Origin of the sequence: Gloeothece verrucosa PCC 7822, assembly GCF_000147335.1 — a bacterium.
Lineage (GTDB): Bacteria > Cyanobacteriota > Cyanobacteriia > Cyanobacteriales > Microcystaceae > Gloeothece > Gloeothece verrucosa.
Window position 1 is genome coordinate 414,206 of the sequence record NC_014534.1, and the last position, 16,693, is coordinate 430,898.

Below are 16,693 nucleotides of genomic sequence, written 5' to 3' on the forward strand. Positions count from 1 at the left end.
TATTCTTTAGCTACAGATAAGTTAATAAAACCATAATAAACGATTACGGAATAATCTAGGGTGTTTAAAAGTAAAAACAATCAAAGAAACTTTCATACACAGCTTTTATGTTGTTGAAAGCCCGGTTAATTTCCAGCGAAAATTATTTTGTCCGCTTCCCCAACAGCAGGAGAAGAGCGCAGCGATCGCCGAGGTGAGCTTGTTAAGTATTTCGGCTACCCGCCCAAATTTTACATCAGCCACCGAGTGCGATCAATCCTGCACGGGGGTTTGGAGGATGCCCCCAAGTTCTGAGATACTAACGAGTAGATCGATGGGATAATACATTTATATTAATTACTGACTCACCTTACTCTAGCTCGGATATTTGATCTTTCAGACATTGAAAAACGCGATCGCTCTTTTTTAAAGATACAACAAATTTGTCCTGACCAATTGGTAAAAGTGAACTTTTTTCCATTAACTTAAATTTTGGTCATTGTTAATTTGAGTCGAACTAAGTACCTGGACATAAATAAAGTTGACTGTGTTAAGAAATGTAACAGCGAACGCGGCTTGTTCATTCCCCCTCAAAATAGTATTTTTGTTCTGTCCACCAGCGCGGGAAATATTTAAGGTGCGGCTTGGAACAACTCATAGCGGCTAAAATTAAATTTACTTTAATAAATTTGTTAAATTTTCTTTTTAATGAAACAATAATAAGGTACAATTAAGTTGTTAATAATTTATGTCATCTCCTCCATTAAGAGTATTTTTAACCCAAAAACAAGAAAAAATATTATTTGAATTAAATAGAAACCAGAACATTCCCATAAGAACGAAAGATAGGGCACTAATTTTACGATTATCCTCTCAAGGGTGGAAAGTAAAAAAAATTGCTATGTTTCTCCTTTGTTCAACAGTTACAGTCAGAAAAACTATTCATAGATGGAATAAAAAAGGCTTGATGGGATTATGGGATAAGCCCCGTCCAGGGAGAAATCCAACCTGGAACCCTGAAAATTTTGAAAAAATAGAAGAGTTACTAAGCGATGAGCAATGTACTTATAATAGCGGAAAAATACAACAAAAATTATTGACTGAGCAACAAGTTTCTTTAAGTAAGCGACAAATTCGCAGAATATTAAAAAAAAAAGAATATCTGTGGAAAAGAACAAGACAGTCAACTAAAAGCAAACAAGATAAAGAATTAAAAGCGGTCAAAAGTGCCGATTTAGATATGCTAGAATTGGCAGAAGCAGTAGGCGAAATTTGTTTAAAATATTTAGATGAGTCAGGTTTTGTTCTCTGGAGTCCAGTAGGATATAGCTGGATTAAAAAAGCAATACAAAAAAAAATGGAACAGACACCTAAACGAGGAAAAAGAATTAGCATTTGTGGATTATTAGAATTAGAAAAAAGCTTTGATTATGCTTTGGTGTTAGGTGGGGTAAAAAAGCATTCTTATATAGAAATAATGAATTGGGAAGCAGAAAAAGCTAATCAAAGATTATTAGAAACTGGACAAATAACAGTAGTTGTTCAAGATAATGGTTCTAGCCATACAGCTAAAATTGTTAGAGAAAAACATCTCTGTTGGGAAAAACAAGGCTTGTATATCTTTTTTTTGCCTAAATATTGCTCAGAAATGAACCGAATAGAAAATGAATGGCTGAGACTCAAAACCGATGAAATAGCTGGAGAAATGTTTGAAGACGAATATGATTTGGCAATGGCTGTCATTGAAGTCGTAGAAAATAGAGCAGCAAAAAAAGGATATGTAACAAACCGTTACCGATTTCCTTCAAAACTATCTTAAAAAATAAATTTAATAATTTTCAAGTCTATTTTAGTTGCAACTAAAATAGGTTTAAATAATAATGATTATCATTATCATACATAAGAAAAATTAAGTAAAATTATCCTAGTTTTTAAAAGAGAGCGGCTAAAATTTTTGGACTTAAAAAAAGTTAATATAGCAAACTTTATTTATGTCCAGGTACTTACCTGATTTAACCATCCGATATCTATTGCTAACTTACACGAGGGTTTATCAATTTCCCCAAGTACCTGAACAAGTTGAGACTGAGTTATACGAAAGCGAGAACACGGCTGATCTATCGAAACTTTGGCTAATTTTCCTAAAGCTTTATTTAATTTTTTTCGTTGCTTTGAATTTGTGGAAAAATATTCATCCTTCCATTGATAAAAGGCATCCACAAACCACTGATAAAGCGCGGCTTTTGTTTCTGGTAACTCTCCCTTTCGTCTGTGCCACGCATAACATAATAAAGATAACCGTAGAGGATTTTTAATTAAATCTCTAATCCGTTCTTTTTTAGATTTCAGTAATTCCGTTTTTAGACTATTCCCTAAATCGGGTGATTTAACAAACCACTTATCAATAAACTCATCCCTTTGAAACTCAGAAAAATTTAAATTTTTATAAACATCAAACCCGTCAAGATAATTTTTCCCTGCATCCCATACATTCAACCGACAAGTTAATACCACATGCGCTGATGCAATCCATCCCCTAATTTGAGAATTAATTGCATATAGAGGGTTATTTACTCCCATTTCATCCACCCCATCCAATAATAACCAGACCTTACCCCCATCAAATAACTCTACTAACCCGTCTTCCATCGCTTCAGTAACTCGCCCTACTTTTAAGGCTTCTTTTAGCCATACTTCTAATAGATACTCTTCTAAAGTTCTTCCCTGGAAATCTGCCAATGATACCCAAATAGCCGCTTCTTGATCTCTTGTTTGAAATACCCAATCAGCTATTTTTTGTAACTGGGTGGTTTTTCCAGCACCGGGTTCGCCAATAATAGCGATTCGCCGTCCTTGACTTTGAGGACTATTACCCTTTCCTAAAACTTCTGTAAAAAACTCTTCATTCTCAAATTTCTGGGTTACTTCATAGGTTGAAACTTTATATAAACTCGAACCTTGTTCAGGAGATACATCCCCGTTCTGTTTTTCCTGCCCTTGCCCTCTTCTTTCTAGTAATCCCAAAGGAACATACATATCTAAATAATTAAACGTTATTCCGTCTTTACTGGTTAGAGGATTAAGAGTTAAACGTTTTCTCTCTTCCAACATTGTTTGACAAGTTTGATACTCAATGACTATTTTCTGAGGCGAGTTTGTATTCTCATCTTCTCCGATAATCTCGGTTAACTCTAAACCTAAGACTTTTGTGATCTCCGTCGCTATATCTATAAAGACTCGTTTTCCATTCAAAAATCTGTTCACACTACTGCGAGACATATTAGATAACTCGGCAATACGTTCATAAGCCAAGTGTTTACCGTCTTTTGTCCGTTGAGAGGCTTTAAGCTTTTTTAATCCTGATTCTGTAGCACTAACCCGACTATTTGATTGACTCATAACTTTAATCATCAGAAAAATCCTACTGTTAGAGTTCCCGAAAAATCTACTCTCATAACCTGTACTACCGTTAATTTAATAATTTCTCACTTTCTCCAACAAGGTCAGATCGATTCAGTAAAGGTGAACCCATCTGACCTTGAGAACTCCCGTCTTTATAAATATCCTCTTTCTTATCGAACATTGAGGACAGTGCCAATGAACAGTAAACAGGAAATAAGCCTTATCCTTCAACAAGACATCAATCAAAACCAAATTGGCATATTACAGCCTGCTTTTCGCTCTAAAGATCCTCACCATCTCCAACGTCGTCAACAACAACGAGCTATCAATAACGATATGATGAAAATTGCCATTCTTTATGGTCGCAAGCATAAATATGAATGGGTTGAAGTTAATGCTTATGAAAATTGGACAAGCTTACTTAACTATCTCAAAAAAGTGCTTGACAATTTTGGTTCAGAATATGTAATTAATTTTGTTTAGGCACTTAATAAAGGCGCAATAATATTTACTCTCACCGATCGCACATTATCCAAAACGCCTTATTTCCTTTTCAAAGATTTTCTGAGAGGTTTACGAGTAATTTGCCTGATCGCACTACCCAACCCCCAAATTCTTACCCCTTATTGGCACACCCACACCAAAAAAACAACCTCAACAAAATTTAAATGCCTTTGCTCTGACGATTTTACTGGCTTTCATTGCCAAAATTCTCGATAAATACATTCATCCCTTGCCGTATGAACCCATAATCTCTATGCGATCGCTGCCGTTCAAGGCGAGGGGTCTTCACTTTTCTATTAAGGGACTTCCAGAGAATAAAATGTCCAACGAAAAAACTGATAAGAAGAAATAAAAACAGTTTTAAGGCAATCTCTTAGTTAACTAAAAACGGCTCTAAAAGAACTTTTCTCCCTTTTTGAGAAAGCTTTTCATTTAGCGAATGGATAATTTATTTTCTGAAAGTCCCTAATTTCAATCAAGAAAAGCTAGATAACCGCTTTTAGGTTTCTAGCTCATACAGATTGAATTTGCCTGTAATACCCTGCCATAAAGAGCTAGAGATAAAGGTAAAAACCAACAGAGCCTAATCTCTAGCTTTATATGCCACAAGTTGATTTTCCTACCTAATTCAAGGTTTTAAAGCTGTTCTGTCTGCATTCAGTTTTATCATGAAGACTAATTTATTAAAACAGGCTAAAAGATAGAGATATCCCTTAGCCTTATACATACAAAGTTTACTTTTAGGTTTTGAGCATTTTAGTTTTATCACCAAATGCTATTGGAAAGTAGCTTTGCAAATATGTTAGAGTGAGCCGTTTCGTTTCCACCACCAGGCGCTGTCGAAACGTTTTCTCCTGGCTGAGGGATAACCATATTAATGTCCCGATCGCTTTTACTAGCACGAAAGCGATCGCTTGATAATCCGCCGGCTCTAATCGGGCATCGCGTCTGGCTAAGGAACTCGCTAAATCCCCAATCAACTTGACATCGGTTGTCGCATCAATTTCTTCCAATTCACGCATCGTTCCCTGAACCTCCATAAAAATCGCATGGTAGCTAGGGTTCTCGCTAAAGAAGCGATCGGTGGTATCAATCAACTGGTTCACATAATCTGACAAAGAGAGTGTGGCGAATTCCTCCTCATCAAGGACGGCTAACTCTTGATGCAGCTTTTCTGCATAACGGAGTGCCAGAGCCTGCACAATCGCGGTTTTGTCCGGAAAAAACTGGTAAAGCGACCCGATCGGAACCTGGGCTTGAGTGGCGATCGCATTGGTCGTTGTTGCGGCATAGCCCTGGCGGGCAAACAGGTCTTGGGCCACATCCAGAATGCGATTGACCCGCTCTTGACTACGAGCCTGTCGTGGTTGGCGGCGCATTCCGCCTGTGGGTGATGGGTTTTGGGACATAGGCATTCTTCCTGGCCTTCAGAAATAGATGAGGATTACTCACATTTTTCTTGACAAAACATGAGGACTGCTCATAAACTAAAAACATGAGTGATGCTCATATATTAACGGAATTTGTGTGTCTAGAGTCATGTTATGTCCCAGAATTTGCTGATGGAGCAAGCTCGCTGTGCCAGGATACCTTCTGTGCGTCTGCTGCCATACCTCCACCTTGGGTTTCGCTTTGTGCGCCACCAATGTTTTCCCTGGTTGGTATTGGCGATCTCTCCACTCAAATTGCTTTTTGCATCAGGAGTGGAACGGACTCATGAACAGGTTCGTTATTTCAACGCGATCGCCCGGATTGATTTTGTCGGTGTCTATGGGTTGCTCGATGACTTGCTCTGGTAAAACGTCGAGTGTCTTTGCTGTCTTCAATTTGTCAAGGTTTCGTTAACGCTTAAGTTCTTTTGGAGTGATTTTTTATGCAACTGCTTAATTCAGCTACGTCCAATCAGTCTGCGAGCGCGAAGCGCCACTCCGTGATCGCTGCTACTCAGCAGCCGACGCACAATCCCATGAAGAAGGGCTTTAAGTCAGTTGTCTCAAAGCTGCTGATCGTTAAGTCCTTCACCTCAATGCTATTTGGAGACAATAGCCTGGAAACAGTTGGGGAATTGACCTATGGTTTGCTGGAAACTCCCGCCTACGATCGGGTGGCTCAACATCTCAATCAAGAGCCGGCTTGTGCTGCCCTGATCCGCGATCGCTACATTCCTCCTGCCCACGACCTGGATGCCTTATTGACCTTGCCCCCCGATTCCCTGGGGTACATCTACGCCGCCTCGATGAAGAAAATGGGATTCGATCCCAATCTCCATGCTGGCATGACCGCTACATCGGATGCCGAATACGTTGAGCTACGGCTGAGTCAGACCCACGATCTCTGGCATATCATCACCGGATTTGACACCTCTATAGTCGGTGAAATTGGCTTACAGGCATTCCATTTGCCCCAATTTCCCTACCCACTAGCAACTATGTTGATTGCCAATAGCTTGATATCCACCACACTCAAAGCACCGGAAATGTTGCCCCAGTTGTTGAAAGTGATCGCCCTTGGATTTCAAATGGGTAAAACCACCAGACCACTCTTTGCCCAAAAGTGGGAGGAGGGGTGGGAAAAGCCCCTGAGCCAATGGCAGGGGGAGTTGAATATTCAACCGATTCAGCATCAGTAATTGTTAGGAGGAGTATAGGTTTTTAGCAACCTGCATACTCCTCTAATTCTTCGAGGATAATTTTACTAATTAAACTATAACGCTAATTTTTCAATTAATCGTCATTAAATTTAATAACGATCATTACGTCGAGCATTGCCTCTGCCACCTGAGTTGTTATTACGCCGATAATTGCCACCGCCACCTGAGTTGCGGTCTTCTCGTTCTCTGGCTTTATTGACTTTTAATTCTCTTTCCATCCACTCTGCTCCATCGAGAGCCGAGATCGCCGCATCTTCCATTTCGGCGGTTTCCATTTCTACGAAAGCAAAACCGCGACGCTGTCCGGTTTCTCTATCCGTCGGTATATGAACACGAGTGACTTTACCGTAATCGCTAAACACTTCCGATAGGTGTTTATCTTCTACTTCAAAAGCTAAATTTCCGACGTAAATTGACATAGGATACTTCGTACTTAAATTTAATGTGTAGCGAGAATCAAACAAAGGAGACTGACCTGTCAAATAATAACGCGCATAACCCGACTACTATCATCAACCAAGAAAGCTTAACCATTTTTGAAAGTCTCTATCGTAAGTTTAGCAGAAATATTTTTGGCTCAAATTTAATTAACATTACGTAATGTGAGCTTCAGTTTCTTTTGTTAAATAATGTAAGCAAAGTTTGGCAAAGCGTTCCGTACTCCATATTATTACAGGTTCACTTCTCAGTTAGGGCAGTTAAGGGAGCGCTTATTTAGCCTAGAAAACAGTAGAAGCAGTGGGGCACAAAAAGGCTGGGGTCGTCGGGAGGCTTACTTCCGACAGGAGTGCTATATTTGACGATGTAAGAGCTATGGAGTAGTTATGAGTCAACCTGTATGTGTTGTGGTAGGAGTAGGACCAGGTAACGGCGAAGCTTTCGCTCGAAAGTTCACAAACTTTGGTTATAGGGTTGCTCTTTTAGCTCGTAGTGAAGACTATTTACAAAGTTTGGCGATGCAATTGGAAGGAGCAAGGGGGTACTCTTATGATGTAACTGAGATTGAAAAAGCTCAATCAATCTTCCAACAGATAGAGCAAGAAGTGGGAACTATTTCGGTTCTTATTTACAATGCAGGTGCTGGACAATTTGCTAATATTGACCAAGCTAGTCTAGAGGGATTTCAAAAAGCCTGGGAAGTGAATGCCCTTGGATTATTTGCCGTCGTTAAACAAGTTCTCCCACAGATGCGAAAACTCAACTTTGGGCAAATAGTGATTATTGGCGCAACGGCATCTCTTAGAGGAGGAGCTAATTTTTTGCCCTTTGCCTCCGCTAAAGCGGCACAAAGAAGTTTAGCTCAATCATTGGCTAGACATCTTAGTCCCGAAGGTATTCATGTTAGTTATGTAATTATCGATGGGGTTATTAGCTCACCACGCACTCATCAACAAATGCCCACTCGACCATCAGATAATTTTCTCAATCCGGAACATATAGCAGAGACAGTTTTTTTCTTAACCCAACAACCCCGTTCCGCTTGGACTTTTGAGTTAGATTTAAGGCCATTTAAAGAAAAATGGTAGAATGAAAAAAAACCGTTTTTCAAGGGTGTAAGATGAGCGGGTATTTAGTAATTATTAAATAACAATTAGCCTGTGATGCAATAATTTTCGAGTTGGTGGACGGAAAAATTAAATATTGGCTTTTTGGATTTTACGCCCCCAGAGAACACGATCGGACCGGGTTTGCCCACAATTTTTAACCTCCACAAATTGCTTATGAGGATCGAGTTGAACTCTAATACTTAACCTATATCAGTTTTACCGAAACTTTTAATTTCCTCAATTAAGTTTGTTGACAAAAATTGTAACTTTCTCTAAAATGGAATCAGAGCAATAAGTCACTCCAACCCAGTCCTCTTTATAATGTCAACAAACTTGCCATGAACTCCAACCCCGCGGGTGCGCTCAAAACCTGTTGGTCATCCCGTCAAGCGATCGCCAGAAAACCCCTGGGTGAAGTTCCTTTCTGCCAAATATGGTTGCGCGCATAGCTACTCTGAGATACGCGCGCTACGAAGCGGTACGCTTAGGAGACAAGGTGTAAAAAGCTTGTCACTCCGTCAATCAAACTAGATTTTGCTCTCAAAAAACACTATATAAATTAAGGGAACAATTAATAGCGTTAATTCATCAAGCTAACAGATCTAATTGGATGAAGAAAATAAAAACTGTAAGCTTTATTTGGATTTTTTTAATTTCAACAAAGCTTAATTTCCTTCAAACTTAGGAATTTCAACCATTGGATTTTGAGCCAAATAATTCCAAAAATCATTCCACCAATCATTCGCGCGTATAATTCTTAAAGCTAACATTGGATTGATACTATCTGGATGCCATGTAGCACCTGGTAGTTTTAAACGTTTTTGTGGAATATATCTGTGGGCACTTTCAATTTCGCCTGAACCAATAGGTAATCCTTGAATTTTATAAAGATTATAGTAACAAGCATCTTGGAAACGTTCTAAATAATTAGATAAATTCTCTAACTTTTTTCTCCCTTTGTGTGCATGAAAATAACGATTAATGAATTTAATCGCTTTTTTGGCTTTGCCACGATCTATTAAACTAATTAAATGGCTTGTCCACATTTCTCGATTGATACCTGTTAACTCTACAGCATCCGCAGCTTGATAAATATGTTGTTTTAGATGAATGCGATCTAAAATAAAATTAAATTTAGGGAATTCTAATTCAAGAGCTTCACGTAAACCATTTCCTCCATCCCCAATTCCCGTTACTTCTGTTTTTTGCCCCCATCCTTGGTCAATAGCAGCACTTTTAAGTTGTTGAGCTAGAACCGGATATTTATCCATTTTAGCTACAAATGTTCTCTCTAATTTGTTATTAACTTGACGAGCAAATCCTACTCTAACTTCACGCCAATCGATTTTTCGGGTTTTCTTTTTTATTTTCCTTTTTTGGGTTAATTCTAGTTGCTCAGATAAAAAATTTATTCCTGTACGAATTTGACAACCATCTAATTCCACTATTAATCGAGGAAATTCTTGTTTAAAAAATTCATTGTTGGCTTTTTCGGTTCTTAATTTTTCAAAACGCGATTCTATATATTCTTGACCTAATGATGCAATAGTTTTTACTTTTCTACTAAGAGCATTTTTTTCAATAGCAAATCCATAATGTTCTTCAAATCTTTTAGCTGCTCCTTGGAAAGATTCTTCAATTCCAAATTCAGTTAAAGCCCTTTTAACTCCAAGAGAAGCATTGCTATGATTAATTAAAAATTTTTCAGCAACAAGACTCACGCCTTTTTTAAATTTTCTATTCCATAAATAGGGAGAGGGAATTTTTAAATATCCGAAAATTGTTATATATTTAATTAAGGGACGGCGATGTATAACCCAACCCGATGTTTTAAATTCTTCAGTAACCTGATTGACTAACCAAGCAAACAACATTGACATCACTGAAAAACCAATATCTCTTAATAATGAAAGTAAATCTCGATCAAATTCATTGATTTTTTTTTAAGATTTGTTTCTCTTTGTATTATAGCATTAAATAACAAATAGCTAACTTCTTCTATACAATCATTATATTTTTCATTCATCTTCATGGCTATCTCCCAGATTTTAAATTACTAAGCTCAAAATATACATTATTATTTTAATTCTAAAAAAGCTAGTTTTCATTACTATAAAATTATTTCTCACTCTGATCATACTAGACTGTATAGTCTAATGAAACGGGGGCACTTCCTTCGTGGCGCTCCCGCGAGCGCGAAGCGCCACTTCGTGATCGCTTGACGGATGACCAACAGGTTTTGAGCGCACCCCAACCCCGCCGTGCTGCAACTCGAATCACAAATCGCTTCATTAGAAGCGTCCGGTGAAGTAGCCGAACCCAACACCTGGATCAGTCGCTTCATCGTCTACAAGCCAAGCGGGAAGCAATACGTCTACTACCGTTTGATGAGGGCGGTTCGGGATAAGGAAGGGAAACTCAAACGCAAGTTTGTTAGGTATTTGGGTAAGAAGAATAGCACCGAACACGAACAGATGAAGAAGGCGATCGCCCGACGAAATAAGATCCAGCAGCTACAGAGACAACTGAAACGGTTGATGGCGCAAGGGCAGCCTCAACCGAAGCGGAGAAGCAAGGGGGCTTCGACACTTAATAGTCCACTAACTACTGACGATCGGCTGTTATTGGTTCAGTTACAGCAGCAGTTAACCGAGTTGACGGGGAGGTTTGAGCAATTGGAACAGCTTGTCAAAGGAGGGCAAAATTTGTCTGGGGAAAGCTCGAATTACCGCCCCCGATCTTGACATCAAAGTTGTGTACCCAATTTTCCTCGGGTTCTCTCGATTTTCAACAGCCTAGCTCGATCTCTATCTGGCTTTGGCTTTATTTTATTCCTCTAAGATCCTTTTAAAAATATCAAATAATGTCGGATAAGAATTCAACCAAATTTTTTCAAGAATTTAAAAGAAAGATTTTTGAGGATCGCAGGGAAAAGTGTAGGGCTTGGCAGAAACATAACCCCTAACTGTTGCATTAGCCCCAAGGCATCGCCGTAGCCCCAATGTTCTATAATTTTGCCATTCTCAAGACGATCGATGTGCATAATGGCTAAATTGACTTGTTTACCGGTTGCCGGAAGCCCCTGAAACTCGGCAGTATGAATGGCTGTAAAAATTCCACAAGTAACGACTTTATCGCCAGATACGATCACCTCATCAAATCTATGTTGACTCTGGCTAAAAGCTAAATAAAATTTCATTCCAAACTCTTTAAATTCTTCTTTATTAAGAGGTGTGGACACTCTACCCAAGTGCGCGGTAAAGTTAGGAGAGAGAAGATTTAAAGCTTGATCGATTTGGCTTTCATCAAAACTTTTATAAAAACGGAGAACAATTGATTTGTTTTGTTCAGGTGACATAGGCGACTGGTTTTGACAAAATTCAAACGGTAAAACAAAATCAAGATATGATATAAAAATATTCCTCTTTTGTCAATTTAGAAATTTTTAACCATCGGCACGTCGTTTCAGGCAACGAAGAATTAAAGTTTTACCCCCGTTTGACATAAGAAGGTTTATTCATATCTTCAGTTAGATGAAAGCGAGTTTTTAACTTTGCCTAACTTGGTTTCCCACTCAGAGATTATTATAGTTTCCCCTAGCCTTTAGAATTCAAAAAGGGTAATTTTACCAAAAACTGTTTAGTTCGAGCCTCTCCACGCCGGTAGACAAGATTTCCCCCGTATCTGCTCAGAATTTCACCGGCTATACTCAATCCCAGTCCTGTCCCTGTAGCTTTAGTGGTGAAGAAGGTTTCAAAAATCCTCTCTTCAAGTTCAGAAGGAATTTCGGTCCCATTGTCTTCTATTATCACTCGAATCCAGCAATTCTCATTTTGAAGAATAGAACGACTAAGTTCTCTTTTTGACGTAGAGAACTCACCTAAAATGCCCCGTTTTTCCTTTACTCTTTTCCTTCTCGGTTTTTAGACTACAATTGTACTACAACAAAAATAAAATAACTGACCATTCCTAATTCTTTTGCTTAATATTTTATTAGGTAATTTTTTGATTATTTTTCAGTTTATTTATTCAGTTGCCTTCCCCGCTCACTTGATTTTCTTGTTCTTATTAGCTTGTATTAATTAATCTCTTTTGCTCACCTTCTGATATTATATAAACAAATAATTCTGACCAATCTTCAAACCATTCATATTTGACTAAAGCTCTAATATCATTAAAAAATGTTTTTCTTTTCTCTAATTTACTTCGGGCTTTTTGATAGAGTTCATTAACTAATTCTAAGACGTTATGAAAGAGAAAACTAAGTAAATTTAAAGCCAGCAAGATTTCTGATAAATTCTCTTTTCCATGTCCAAAATTATGCTCTAAATTATATCCTTGATTTTTCAGGAGATTATTCCCTTCATTTTCTATCTTCCATCTTGTCCGCCCACTGGTTATTATTTTTTCCATTCTTTCATCGTTTAATTGATGATTGGTAATAAAACTATTTTGATAAATTACTTTTTCTTTTCCCTTATCATAAATTTCTACTTCATACCAATTTACGATTAAACTTGGCTCAGTTTCTCTCAATGGAACATTATTTACATACTTATATTTATAATATAATAATTTGTTTTTTTGATATTTTCTGACTTGCCCTTTAATAATTTTTTTATTCTTTTCTAAAAATTCCAGCCATTCATATAAACTTTTATGAGATGACGCTAAAGCCACAAAGATAAAATTATATCCCTGTTCAATAGCTAACTCACATATAGGTTGCCGGGAATAAAGATCATCTCCTAATAAAGTTATTTTTTGATTTTTTTTTGAGGCTGGATTTTTTAACAACCATCTCTTGATAGCTGCATTTTCACAATCTTGCTTAGTTTCCCCATCTTGTTTTCTAATAAATTCTGGTTCTAAATTTATAACCTGTTTTTTATCAGGGGCTACGATAACTGGCGTAATTACTTGATGATAATAAGTCGTTGTTCCATTTCTATGATGCCGACAATTACAGTGAAGACAATTCATCTTTTTTGACGAATAATATTCTGTTCCATCTAAAGCTAATAAAATTTCCTCATCTAAATACTTAAAATGATTGAGAATCTGATTTTTTTTTAGCCATTCCCATACGGTTTGGAAAGGTTCAAAAACTCTTGTAGCTGGAATCCGGTCTAATAAGTTTCTTATTTGATTATCACAAGGAATTTTTTTCAAACCAAATAAGCTAAGGGCATTATCTTTTCCCCTTCTCTTTTTCATTAAACTTTGATGTTCTAAAAAAGAAGGACATTGTGTAAAAAATACAGAAAACGCAGCTATCACCATATCTCGTATTTCATAAGTTTTATTTAACCCTTTTCTCTCATCTGGTAAATTATCCAGTTGAAGAAAAAGAAATTCAATTAATTCTGATGGCGATATGGTAACAGGCAATATTTCCATGTAGTCCTACAATTTTAGACCATTAGCTCTTTCTCAAACTAATTGTAGTATAATTTGACTCTGTAACTATCGTCCTCTCTGATTTGATCGTAAGTATTTGTGCTTAATCTATTTTAAATCTCTCTTACTTTTTTAGTTTCAATACAAAACTAAAATTCTTATTTTTTCCAAAATGAGAATTGCTGATGAAAACATATCTCAACTCGAACTCGTTGCCGACCAGAAAAATATTTTCCTGATAATCTCTGATCACGTTTCTTGTAAATCCTTGGGGACTCTGTATGTCAAAACGATATGAACCGTGTTTATGGGACTCGTTCACTAGCTTATTTACATCTATTTCTTGTTGAAGATGTTTATCCCTATTTTCGGATAAAACTTCAAAAAAATAACGATGAATCATTTGACTACTTTCGGATAAAATTTCGGAAATGTTGGTTAAGCGTTTTTGGATTAGCTGTTTTTGTTCACCGAGATCATACTTTTCATTTCCTAATCTGTTTAAAACGATTTCAGCTACTGATAGTTTTTTAAATATAACTTCATAATCATTAAGAAGATCATGGGCTATGGCTGGCGTTAAACTTCCAATCAAAGCTAATTTCTCTTGACCTAACAATTTGGCTCTAAGCCTTAAAATTTCTTGTTCTAAATCAGCCCTTGTGGGAAATTCCTCTAACATTTCTCAAACCTGAATCCGCTTTTCTCAGATAGCCTTTAAATATATATGCTAGTCATTTAGAGCGCATAGCGCTCGCTTTTGGTTAAACTGAACTGTGAATATTATACATTAGACAGATTCATTCTCAAGACTAATACCGTACAAAAGTTGTAGTCGGCCAATTTTTTAATAAACTTTTGCCTCAAATTAAGAATCGGATTTGGGGATTTGACTTTATACTAAATTTTCATTAATTATACCCAATGAACAGAAAGTTTTTCGGTCTGATCGACCAAATCTCCGAGCGAGTCGAGGCTCAACTTAACCAAGCTAACAGTAACGAGTTTGAGGTAGCATTGGCTTACGCGATCAAATTTTGGTGCAATTATTTAGAAGCCCATCCTCGGTTAAATGTCCTTTTCACGTCTGAAGTAACTTATCATATTCTTTCTCTATGTGGGCAAGAACCCATGCCACAACTAACTTACAATATTTATCAAGAGTGGAGGGGCGATAAAGAGGCCAGTTCCGGGCTAATTCCTAATCCGTTAGAAGTTCCCACGGGCTTAAGTCTATTAATCAATAGAATTTTTAAGTTACTTAAAATTACTGATTCTGACTTAAATTTTATTGGGGAGCATCCCATTTTTGTAATTAGACAGTTTAATACGATGCACACGCTTCGCGAGAAACAATCGCGAATTAATTTAAATATTTATTCTATTCAATAAATTCTGACATAATGGGAATGTAAGCATGAAGATTATCTTGTTATGACTCCATCTGAAAGAAAAAAGCTTGAAGCCTGTTTAAGAGAGGCCAGTGAAATACTTTACAATAATGCAGATCCCTCATCTTTAAACACTCTTGAAGATATCGAAATTGCTGTGAGGGAACAGGTTATAGAGAACGTTAGCCCACAAATAGCCCTTTTTTTATTGAAAGAAAAACAAAGACGAGAAAGGGAAGGAGGCGGAAAATAAAAAGTTGTGTCGGACAATTACAAATTACTGAAAAACAATGTAAAAGATTAGGAATTAATCCATATACTCGTCATAGTCCTTTACTAGAAAAGTGTTGTCTCTTATTAAGTGCCAACGAATCTTATCAAAATGCTGAGCAGGATATGTTATTATTAATGGGGCTAAAAGTCGGGCATTCAACCCATCAAAGGAAAGTTCAAAAACTTGACAATTTACTACCAGATGTCAAACAAGGTTGTTCCGAAGTCTCTGTTGATGGGGGAACGATAAGATTAAGAGGATTATACGGTCAAGCAAGTTATTGGAAAGAATACAAAACGGCGAGATTACAAGGGATTTATTATGGTGCTTTTTTCCAAGATAATCAAGGATTAATCGATTGGATTAATAGCCAGAAATTAACTAATCCCCTTTACTGCTTGGGAGATGGACATGATGGAATTTGGAATATAATTGCAGAAATAGGAGATGAAACAGAAAGAATTGAAATACTGGATTGGTATCATTTAATGGAAAATCTCTATAAAACTGAAGGAAAAAGATATCAAAAAGACCAGGTTAAAGCTTATTTATGGATGGGGCAAGCTTCTGAAGCCATCAACTATTTACTTTCCCAGAAAATCGTCGGGGGGAATCAGTTCATTAACTATCTAAAAAAGCATGAAAAACGCCTCATTAATTACCATTATTATAGTTGGCAGAAAATTGCTTCAATTGGCAGTGGAGCCGTAGAATCTGCGGTAAAACAAATTGGATATCGAGTCAAAATAACTGGCGCACAGTGGAAATCTGAGAATGTTAATAATATTCTACAACTGCGTTGTGCTTATTTGAATGGTCAACTAGCTATTTAATTCTAATTAAATCATAAAAATGAAGACAAGTTGATTATTAATTCGCATATTATAGTGGCGAATAAATTTAGCCTGGAGTTGGATTTTTATGGGACGCAGAAGATATATTGAGAGTCAGCAAGATAAATTGGATAGAATACAAAGATTAGCTGAAGCTATTGCAGAAATAGAGTCGTAAGTAGGTGGGCATAATTAAGTGTAAAATAGAAAAACACTTAAAGCTCATTCTTAAAGTTTATGCCAGCCCCCCTTAAAATCCGGTTAACACCTCAAGAAGATGAACAGTTATTAGCCCTCAAAAGTGATACAAATGTTCCGAAAAGAACAAGAGACAGAGCAGAAGCAATAACTCTAAATTTTCGGGGATGGAATGTCAATCAAATATCCTCTTATATTAAATATTCTCCTAATACAATTCGGAAAATTTTTTATCGCTGGATAACAAGAGGAATTGAAGGGTTATATGATGCACCAAGGACAGGAAGAAAGCCTAGGTGGTCTGAAGAAGATGTAAACTATATAGAAAGTAGTTTGGAAAAAGAGCCAAGAACTTATAATAGTTATCAATTAGTAGAGAAGTTGAAAAAAGAACGCTCAGTATCATTAAGCCGAGAGCGGATTAGAAAAATTCTAAAAAAAAAGATTGGCGATGGAAAAGGACTAAACATTCGCTAAAAGGAAAACAAAATCAAAAACATAAAAAGAAAAAATAA

General features: G+C 36.9%; 18 protein-coding genes. 9 read left to right on the forward strand and 9 right to left on the reverse strand.

The window, feature by feature from the left end; translation table 11 throughout:
• The first annotated feature begins 727 nt into the window (after positions 1–727).
• Positions 728–1,798, forward strand: coding sequence for an IS630 family transposase (locus CYAN7822_RS36415; RefSeq protein ID WP_013335068.1), 1,071 nt, complete (start codon positions 728–730; stop codon positions 1,796–1,798).
• A gap of 170 nt (positions 1,799–1,968) precedes the next feature.
• On the opposite strand, the gene CYAN7822_RS32155 is transcribed toward CYAN7822_RS36415, so the two are convergent.
• The gene (locus tag CYAN7822_RS32155; protein ID WP_157872045.1) at positions 1,969–3,378 is read right to left on the reverse strand and encodes a helix-turn-helix domain-containing protein; all 1,410 of its coding nucleotides are present in this window, start codon (positions 3,376–3,378) and stop codon (positions 1,969–1,971) included.
• A 198-nt stretch (positions 3,379–3,576) separates the two neighbouring features.
• On the opposite strand from CYAN7822_RS32155, the gene CYAN7822_RS40630 reads away from it, so the two are divergent.
• Complete coding sequence (locus tag CYAN7822_RS40630) at positions 3,577–3,864, forward strand: hypothetical protein (protein ID WP_041934283.1); 288 nt, start codon at positions 3,577–3,579, stop codon at positions 3,862–3,864.
• Positions 3,865–4,625: 761 nt separating this feature from the next.
• Here CYAN7822_RS40630 and CYAN7822_RS32165 read toward each other — a convergent pair.
• Entirely contained in the window at positions 4,626–5,294 is a 669-nt protein-coding gene (locus CYAN7822_RS32165; protein WP_013335071.1) for a TetR/AcrR family transcriptional regulator, read from the reverse strand.
• A gap of 225 nt (positions 5,295–5,519) precedes the next feature.
• Between CYAN7822_RS32165 and CYAN7822_RS39910 the strand changes: the two genes are divergently transcribed.
• Together CYAN7822_RS39910 and CYAN7822_RS32170 are read left to right on the forward strand one after the other, a co-directional pair.
• Positions 5,520–5,684 (forward strand): hypothetical protein, encoded by a 165-nt coding sequence (locus CYAN7822_RS39910; protein ID WP_245602845.1) that lies wholly within the window; start codon positions 5,520–5,522, stop codon positions 5,682–5,684.
• A 74-nt stretch (positions 5,685–5,758) separates the two neighbouring features.
• Positions 5,759–6,514: a Coq4 family protein gene (locus CYAN7822_RS32170; RefSeq protein ID WP_013335073.1), complete on the forward strand. Its 756-nt coding sequence runs from the start codon at positions 5,759–5,761 to the stop codon at positions 6,512–6,514.
• Positions 6,515–6,624: 110 nt separating this feature from the next.
• Here the strand turns inward: CYAN7822_RS32170 and CYAN7822_RS32175 are convergent, their stop codons facing one another.
• Positions 6,625–6,954 carry an RNA recognition motif domain-containing protein gene (locus CYAN7822_RS32175; RefSeq protein ID WP_013335074.1) on the reverse strand — a complete coding sequence of 110 codons (330 nt, stop codon included), beginning with the start codon at positions 6,952–6,954 and terminating at the stop codon, positions 6,625–6,627.
• Positions 6,955–7,359: 405 nt separating this feature from the next.
• Between CYAN7822_RS32175 and CYAN7822_RS32180 the strand changes: the two genes are divergently transcribed.
• Entirely contained in the window at positions 7,360–8,061 is a 702-nt protein-coding gene (locus CYAN7822_RS32180; protein WP_013335075.1) for an SDR family NAD(P)-dependent oxidoreductase, read from the forward strand.
• Between the two features lie 686 nt (positions 8,062–8,747).
• Here CYAN7822_RS32180 and CYAN7822_RS32185 read toward each other — a convergent pair.
• A complete protein-coding gene (locus CYAN7822_RS32185; RefSeq protein WP_071881458.1) occupies positions 8,748–10,019 on the reverse strand; it encodes a UPF0236 family transposase-like protein in 1,272 nt (423 codons plus the stop codon).
• Positions 10,020–10,221: 202 nt separating this feature from the next.
• Positions 10,222–10,374 (reverse strand): hypothetical protein, encoded by a 153-nt coding sequence (locus tag CYAN7822_RS38475; protein ID WP_162052191.1) that lies wholly within the window; start codon positions 10,372–10,374, stop codon positions 10,222–10,224.
• 95 nt (positions 10,375–10,469) lie between these two features.
• Between CYAN7822_RS38475 and CYAN7822_RS32190 the strand changes: the two genes are divergently transcribed.
• The gene (locus CYAN7822_RS32190; RefSeq protein WP_245602847.1) at positions 10,470–10,826 is read left to right on the forward strand and encodes a hypothetical protein; all 357 of its coding nucleotides are present in this window, start codon (positions 10,470–10,472) and stop codon (positions 10,824–10,826) included.
• A 134-nt stretch (positions 10,827–10,960) separates the two neighbouring features.
• Here the strand turns inward: CYAN7822_RS32190 and CYAN7822_RS32195 are convergent, their stop codons facing one another.
• From CYAN7822_RS32195 to CYAN7822_RS32210, 4 genes are all read right to left on the reverse strand, one after another.
• Positions 10,961–11,440: an ester cyclase gene (locus tag CYAN7822_RS32195; RefSeq protein WP_013335079.1), complete on the reverse strand. Its 480-nt coding sequence runs from the start codon at positions 11,438–11,440 to the stop codon at positions 10,961–10,963.
• Positions 11,441–11,678: 238 nt separating this feature from the next.
• Positions 11,679–11,894: an ATP-binding protein gene (locus CYAN7822_RS32200; protein WP_041934284.1), complete on the reverse strand. Its 216-nt coding sequence runs from the start codon at positions 11,892–11,894 to the stop codon at positions 11,679–11,681.
• Positions 11,895–12,150: 256 nt separating this feature from the next.
• Complete coding sequence (locus CYAN7822_RS32205) at positions 12,151–13,482, reverse strand: ISNCY family transposase (RefSeq protein ID WP_013335080.1); 1,332 nt, start codon at positions 13,480–13,482, stop codon at positions 12,151–12,153.
• 124 nt (positions 13,483–13,606) lie between these two features.
• On the reverse strand, positions 13,607–14,164 hold the full coding sequence (locus CYAN7822_RS32210) for a sensor histidine kinase (protein WP_013335081.1): 558 nt from the start codon (positions 14,162–14,164) through the stop codon (positions 13,607–13,609).
• Between the two features lie 242 nt (positions 14,165–14,406).
• On the opposite strand from CYAN7822_RS32210, the gene CYAN7822_RS32215 reads away from it, so the two are divergent.
• The 3 genes from CYAN7822_RS32215 (at position 14,407) to CYAN7822_RS32230 (ending at position 16,655) form a co-directional block, all read left to right on the forward strand.
• Positions 14,407–14,874 (forward strand): 3'-5' exonuclease family protein, encoded by a 468-nt coding sequence (locus CYAN7822_RS32215; RefSeq protein WP_013335082.1) that lies wholly within the window; start codon positions 14,407–14,409, stop codon positions 14,872–14,874.
• A 42-nt stretch (positions 14,875–14,916) separates the two neighbouring features.
• Positions 14,917–15,980 (forward strand): ISKra4 family transposase gene (locus CYAN7822_RS32225; protein WP_157872038.1). Its coding sequence is split into 2 segments (ribosomal slippage): positions 14,917–15,073 and positions 15,073–15,980, totalling 1,065 coding nucleotides; the frame shifts between segments, so codons are not numbered across the junction.
• A gap of 237 nt (positions 15,981–16,217) precedes the next feature.
• Positions 16,218–16,655, forward strand: a complete 438-nt coding sequence (locus CYAN7822_RS32230; RefSeq protein WP_041934274.1) for a helix-turn-helix domain-containing protein — start codon at positions 16,218–16,220, stop codon at positions 16,653–16,655.
• Positions 16,656–16,693: the final 38 nt, after the last annotated feature.

Bases quoted from the DNA above. Each gene is read 5' to 3' on its own strand.
- CYAN7822_RS36415 (WP_013335068.1), top strand. From the start codon at position 728: ATGTCATCTCCTCCATTAAGAGTATTTTTAACCCAAAAACAAGAAAAA.
- CYAN7822_RS32155 (WP_157872045.1), bottom strand. From the start codon at position 3,378: ATGAGTCAATCAAATAGTCGGGTTAGTGCTACAGAATCAGGATTAAAA.
- CYAN7822_RS40630 (WP_041934283.1), top strand. From the start codon at position 3,577: ATGAACAGTAAACAGGAAATAAGCCTTATCCTTCAACAAGACATCAAT.
- CYAN7822_RS32165 (WP_013335071.1), bottom strand. From the start codon at position 5,294: ATGTCCCAAAACCCATCACCCACAGGCGGAATGCGCCGCCAACCACGA.
- CYAN7822_RS32170 (WP_013335073.1), top strand. From the start codon at position 5,759: ATGCAACTGCTTAATTCAGCTACGTCCAATCAGTCTGCGAGCGCGAAG.
- CYAN7822_RS32175 (WP_013335074.1), bottom strand. From the start codon at position 6,954: ATGTCAATTTACGTCGGAAATTTAGCTTTTGAAGTAGAAGATAAACAC.
- CYAN7822_RS32180 (WP_013335075.1), top strand. From the start codon at position 7,360: ATGAGTCAACCTGTATGTGTTGTGGTAGGAGTAGGACCAGGTAACGGC.
- CYAN7822_RS38475 (WP_162052191.1), bottom strand. From the start codon at position 10,374: ATGAAGCGATTTGTGATTCGAGTTGCAGCACGGCGGGGTTGGGGTGCG.
- CYAN7822_RS32190 (WP_245602847.1), top strand. From the start codon at position 10,470: ATGAGGGCGGTTCGGGATAAGGAAGGGAAACTCAAACGCAAGTTTGTT.
- CYAN7822_RS32195 (WP_013335079.1), bottom strand. From the start codon at position 11,440: ATGTCACCTGAACAAAACAAATCAATTGTTCTCCGTTTTTATAAAAGT.
- CYAN7822_RS32205 (WP_013335080.1), bottom strand. From the start codon at position 13,482: ATGGAAATATTGCCTGTTACCATATCGCCATCAGAATTAATTGAATTT.
- CYAN7822_RS32210 (WP_013335081.1), bottom strand. From the start codon at position 14,164: ATGTTAGAGGAATTTCCCACAAGGGCTGATTTAGAACAAGAAATTTTA.
- CYAN7822_RS32215 (WP_013335082.1), top strand. From the start codon at position 14,407: ATGAACAGAAAGTTTTTCGGTCTGATCGACCAAATCTCCGAGCGAGTC.
- CYAN7822_RS32230 (WP_041934274.1), top strand. From the start codon at position 16,218: ATGCCAGCCCCCCTTAAAATCCGGTTAACACCTCAAGAAGATGAACAG.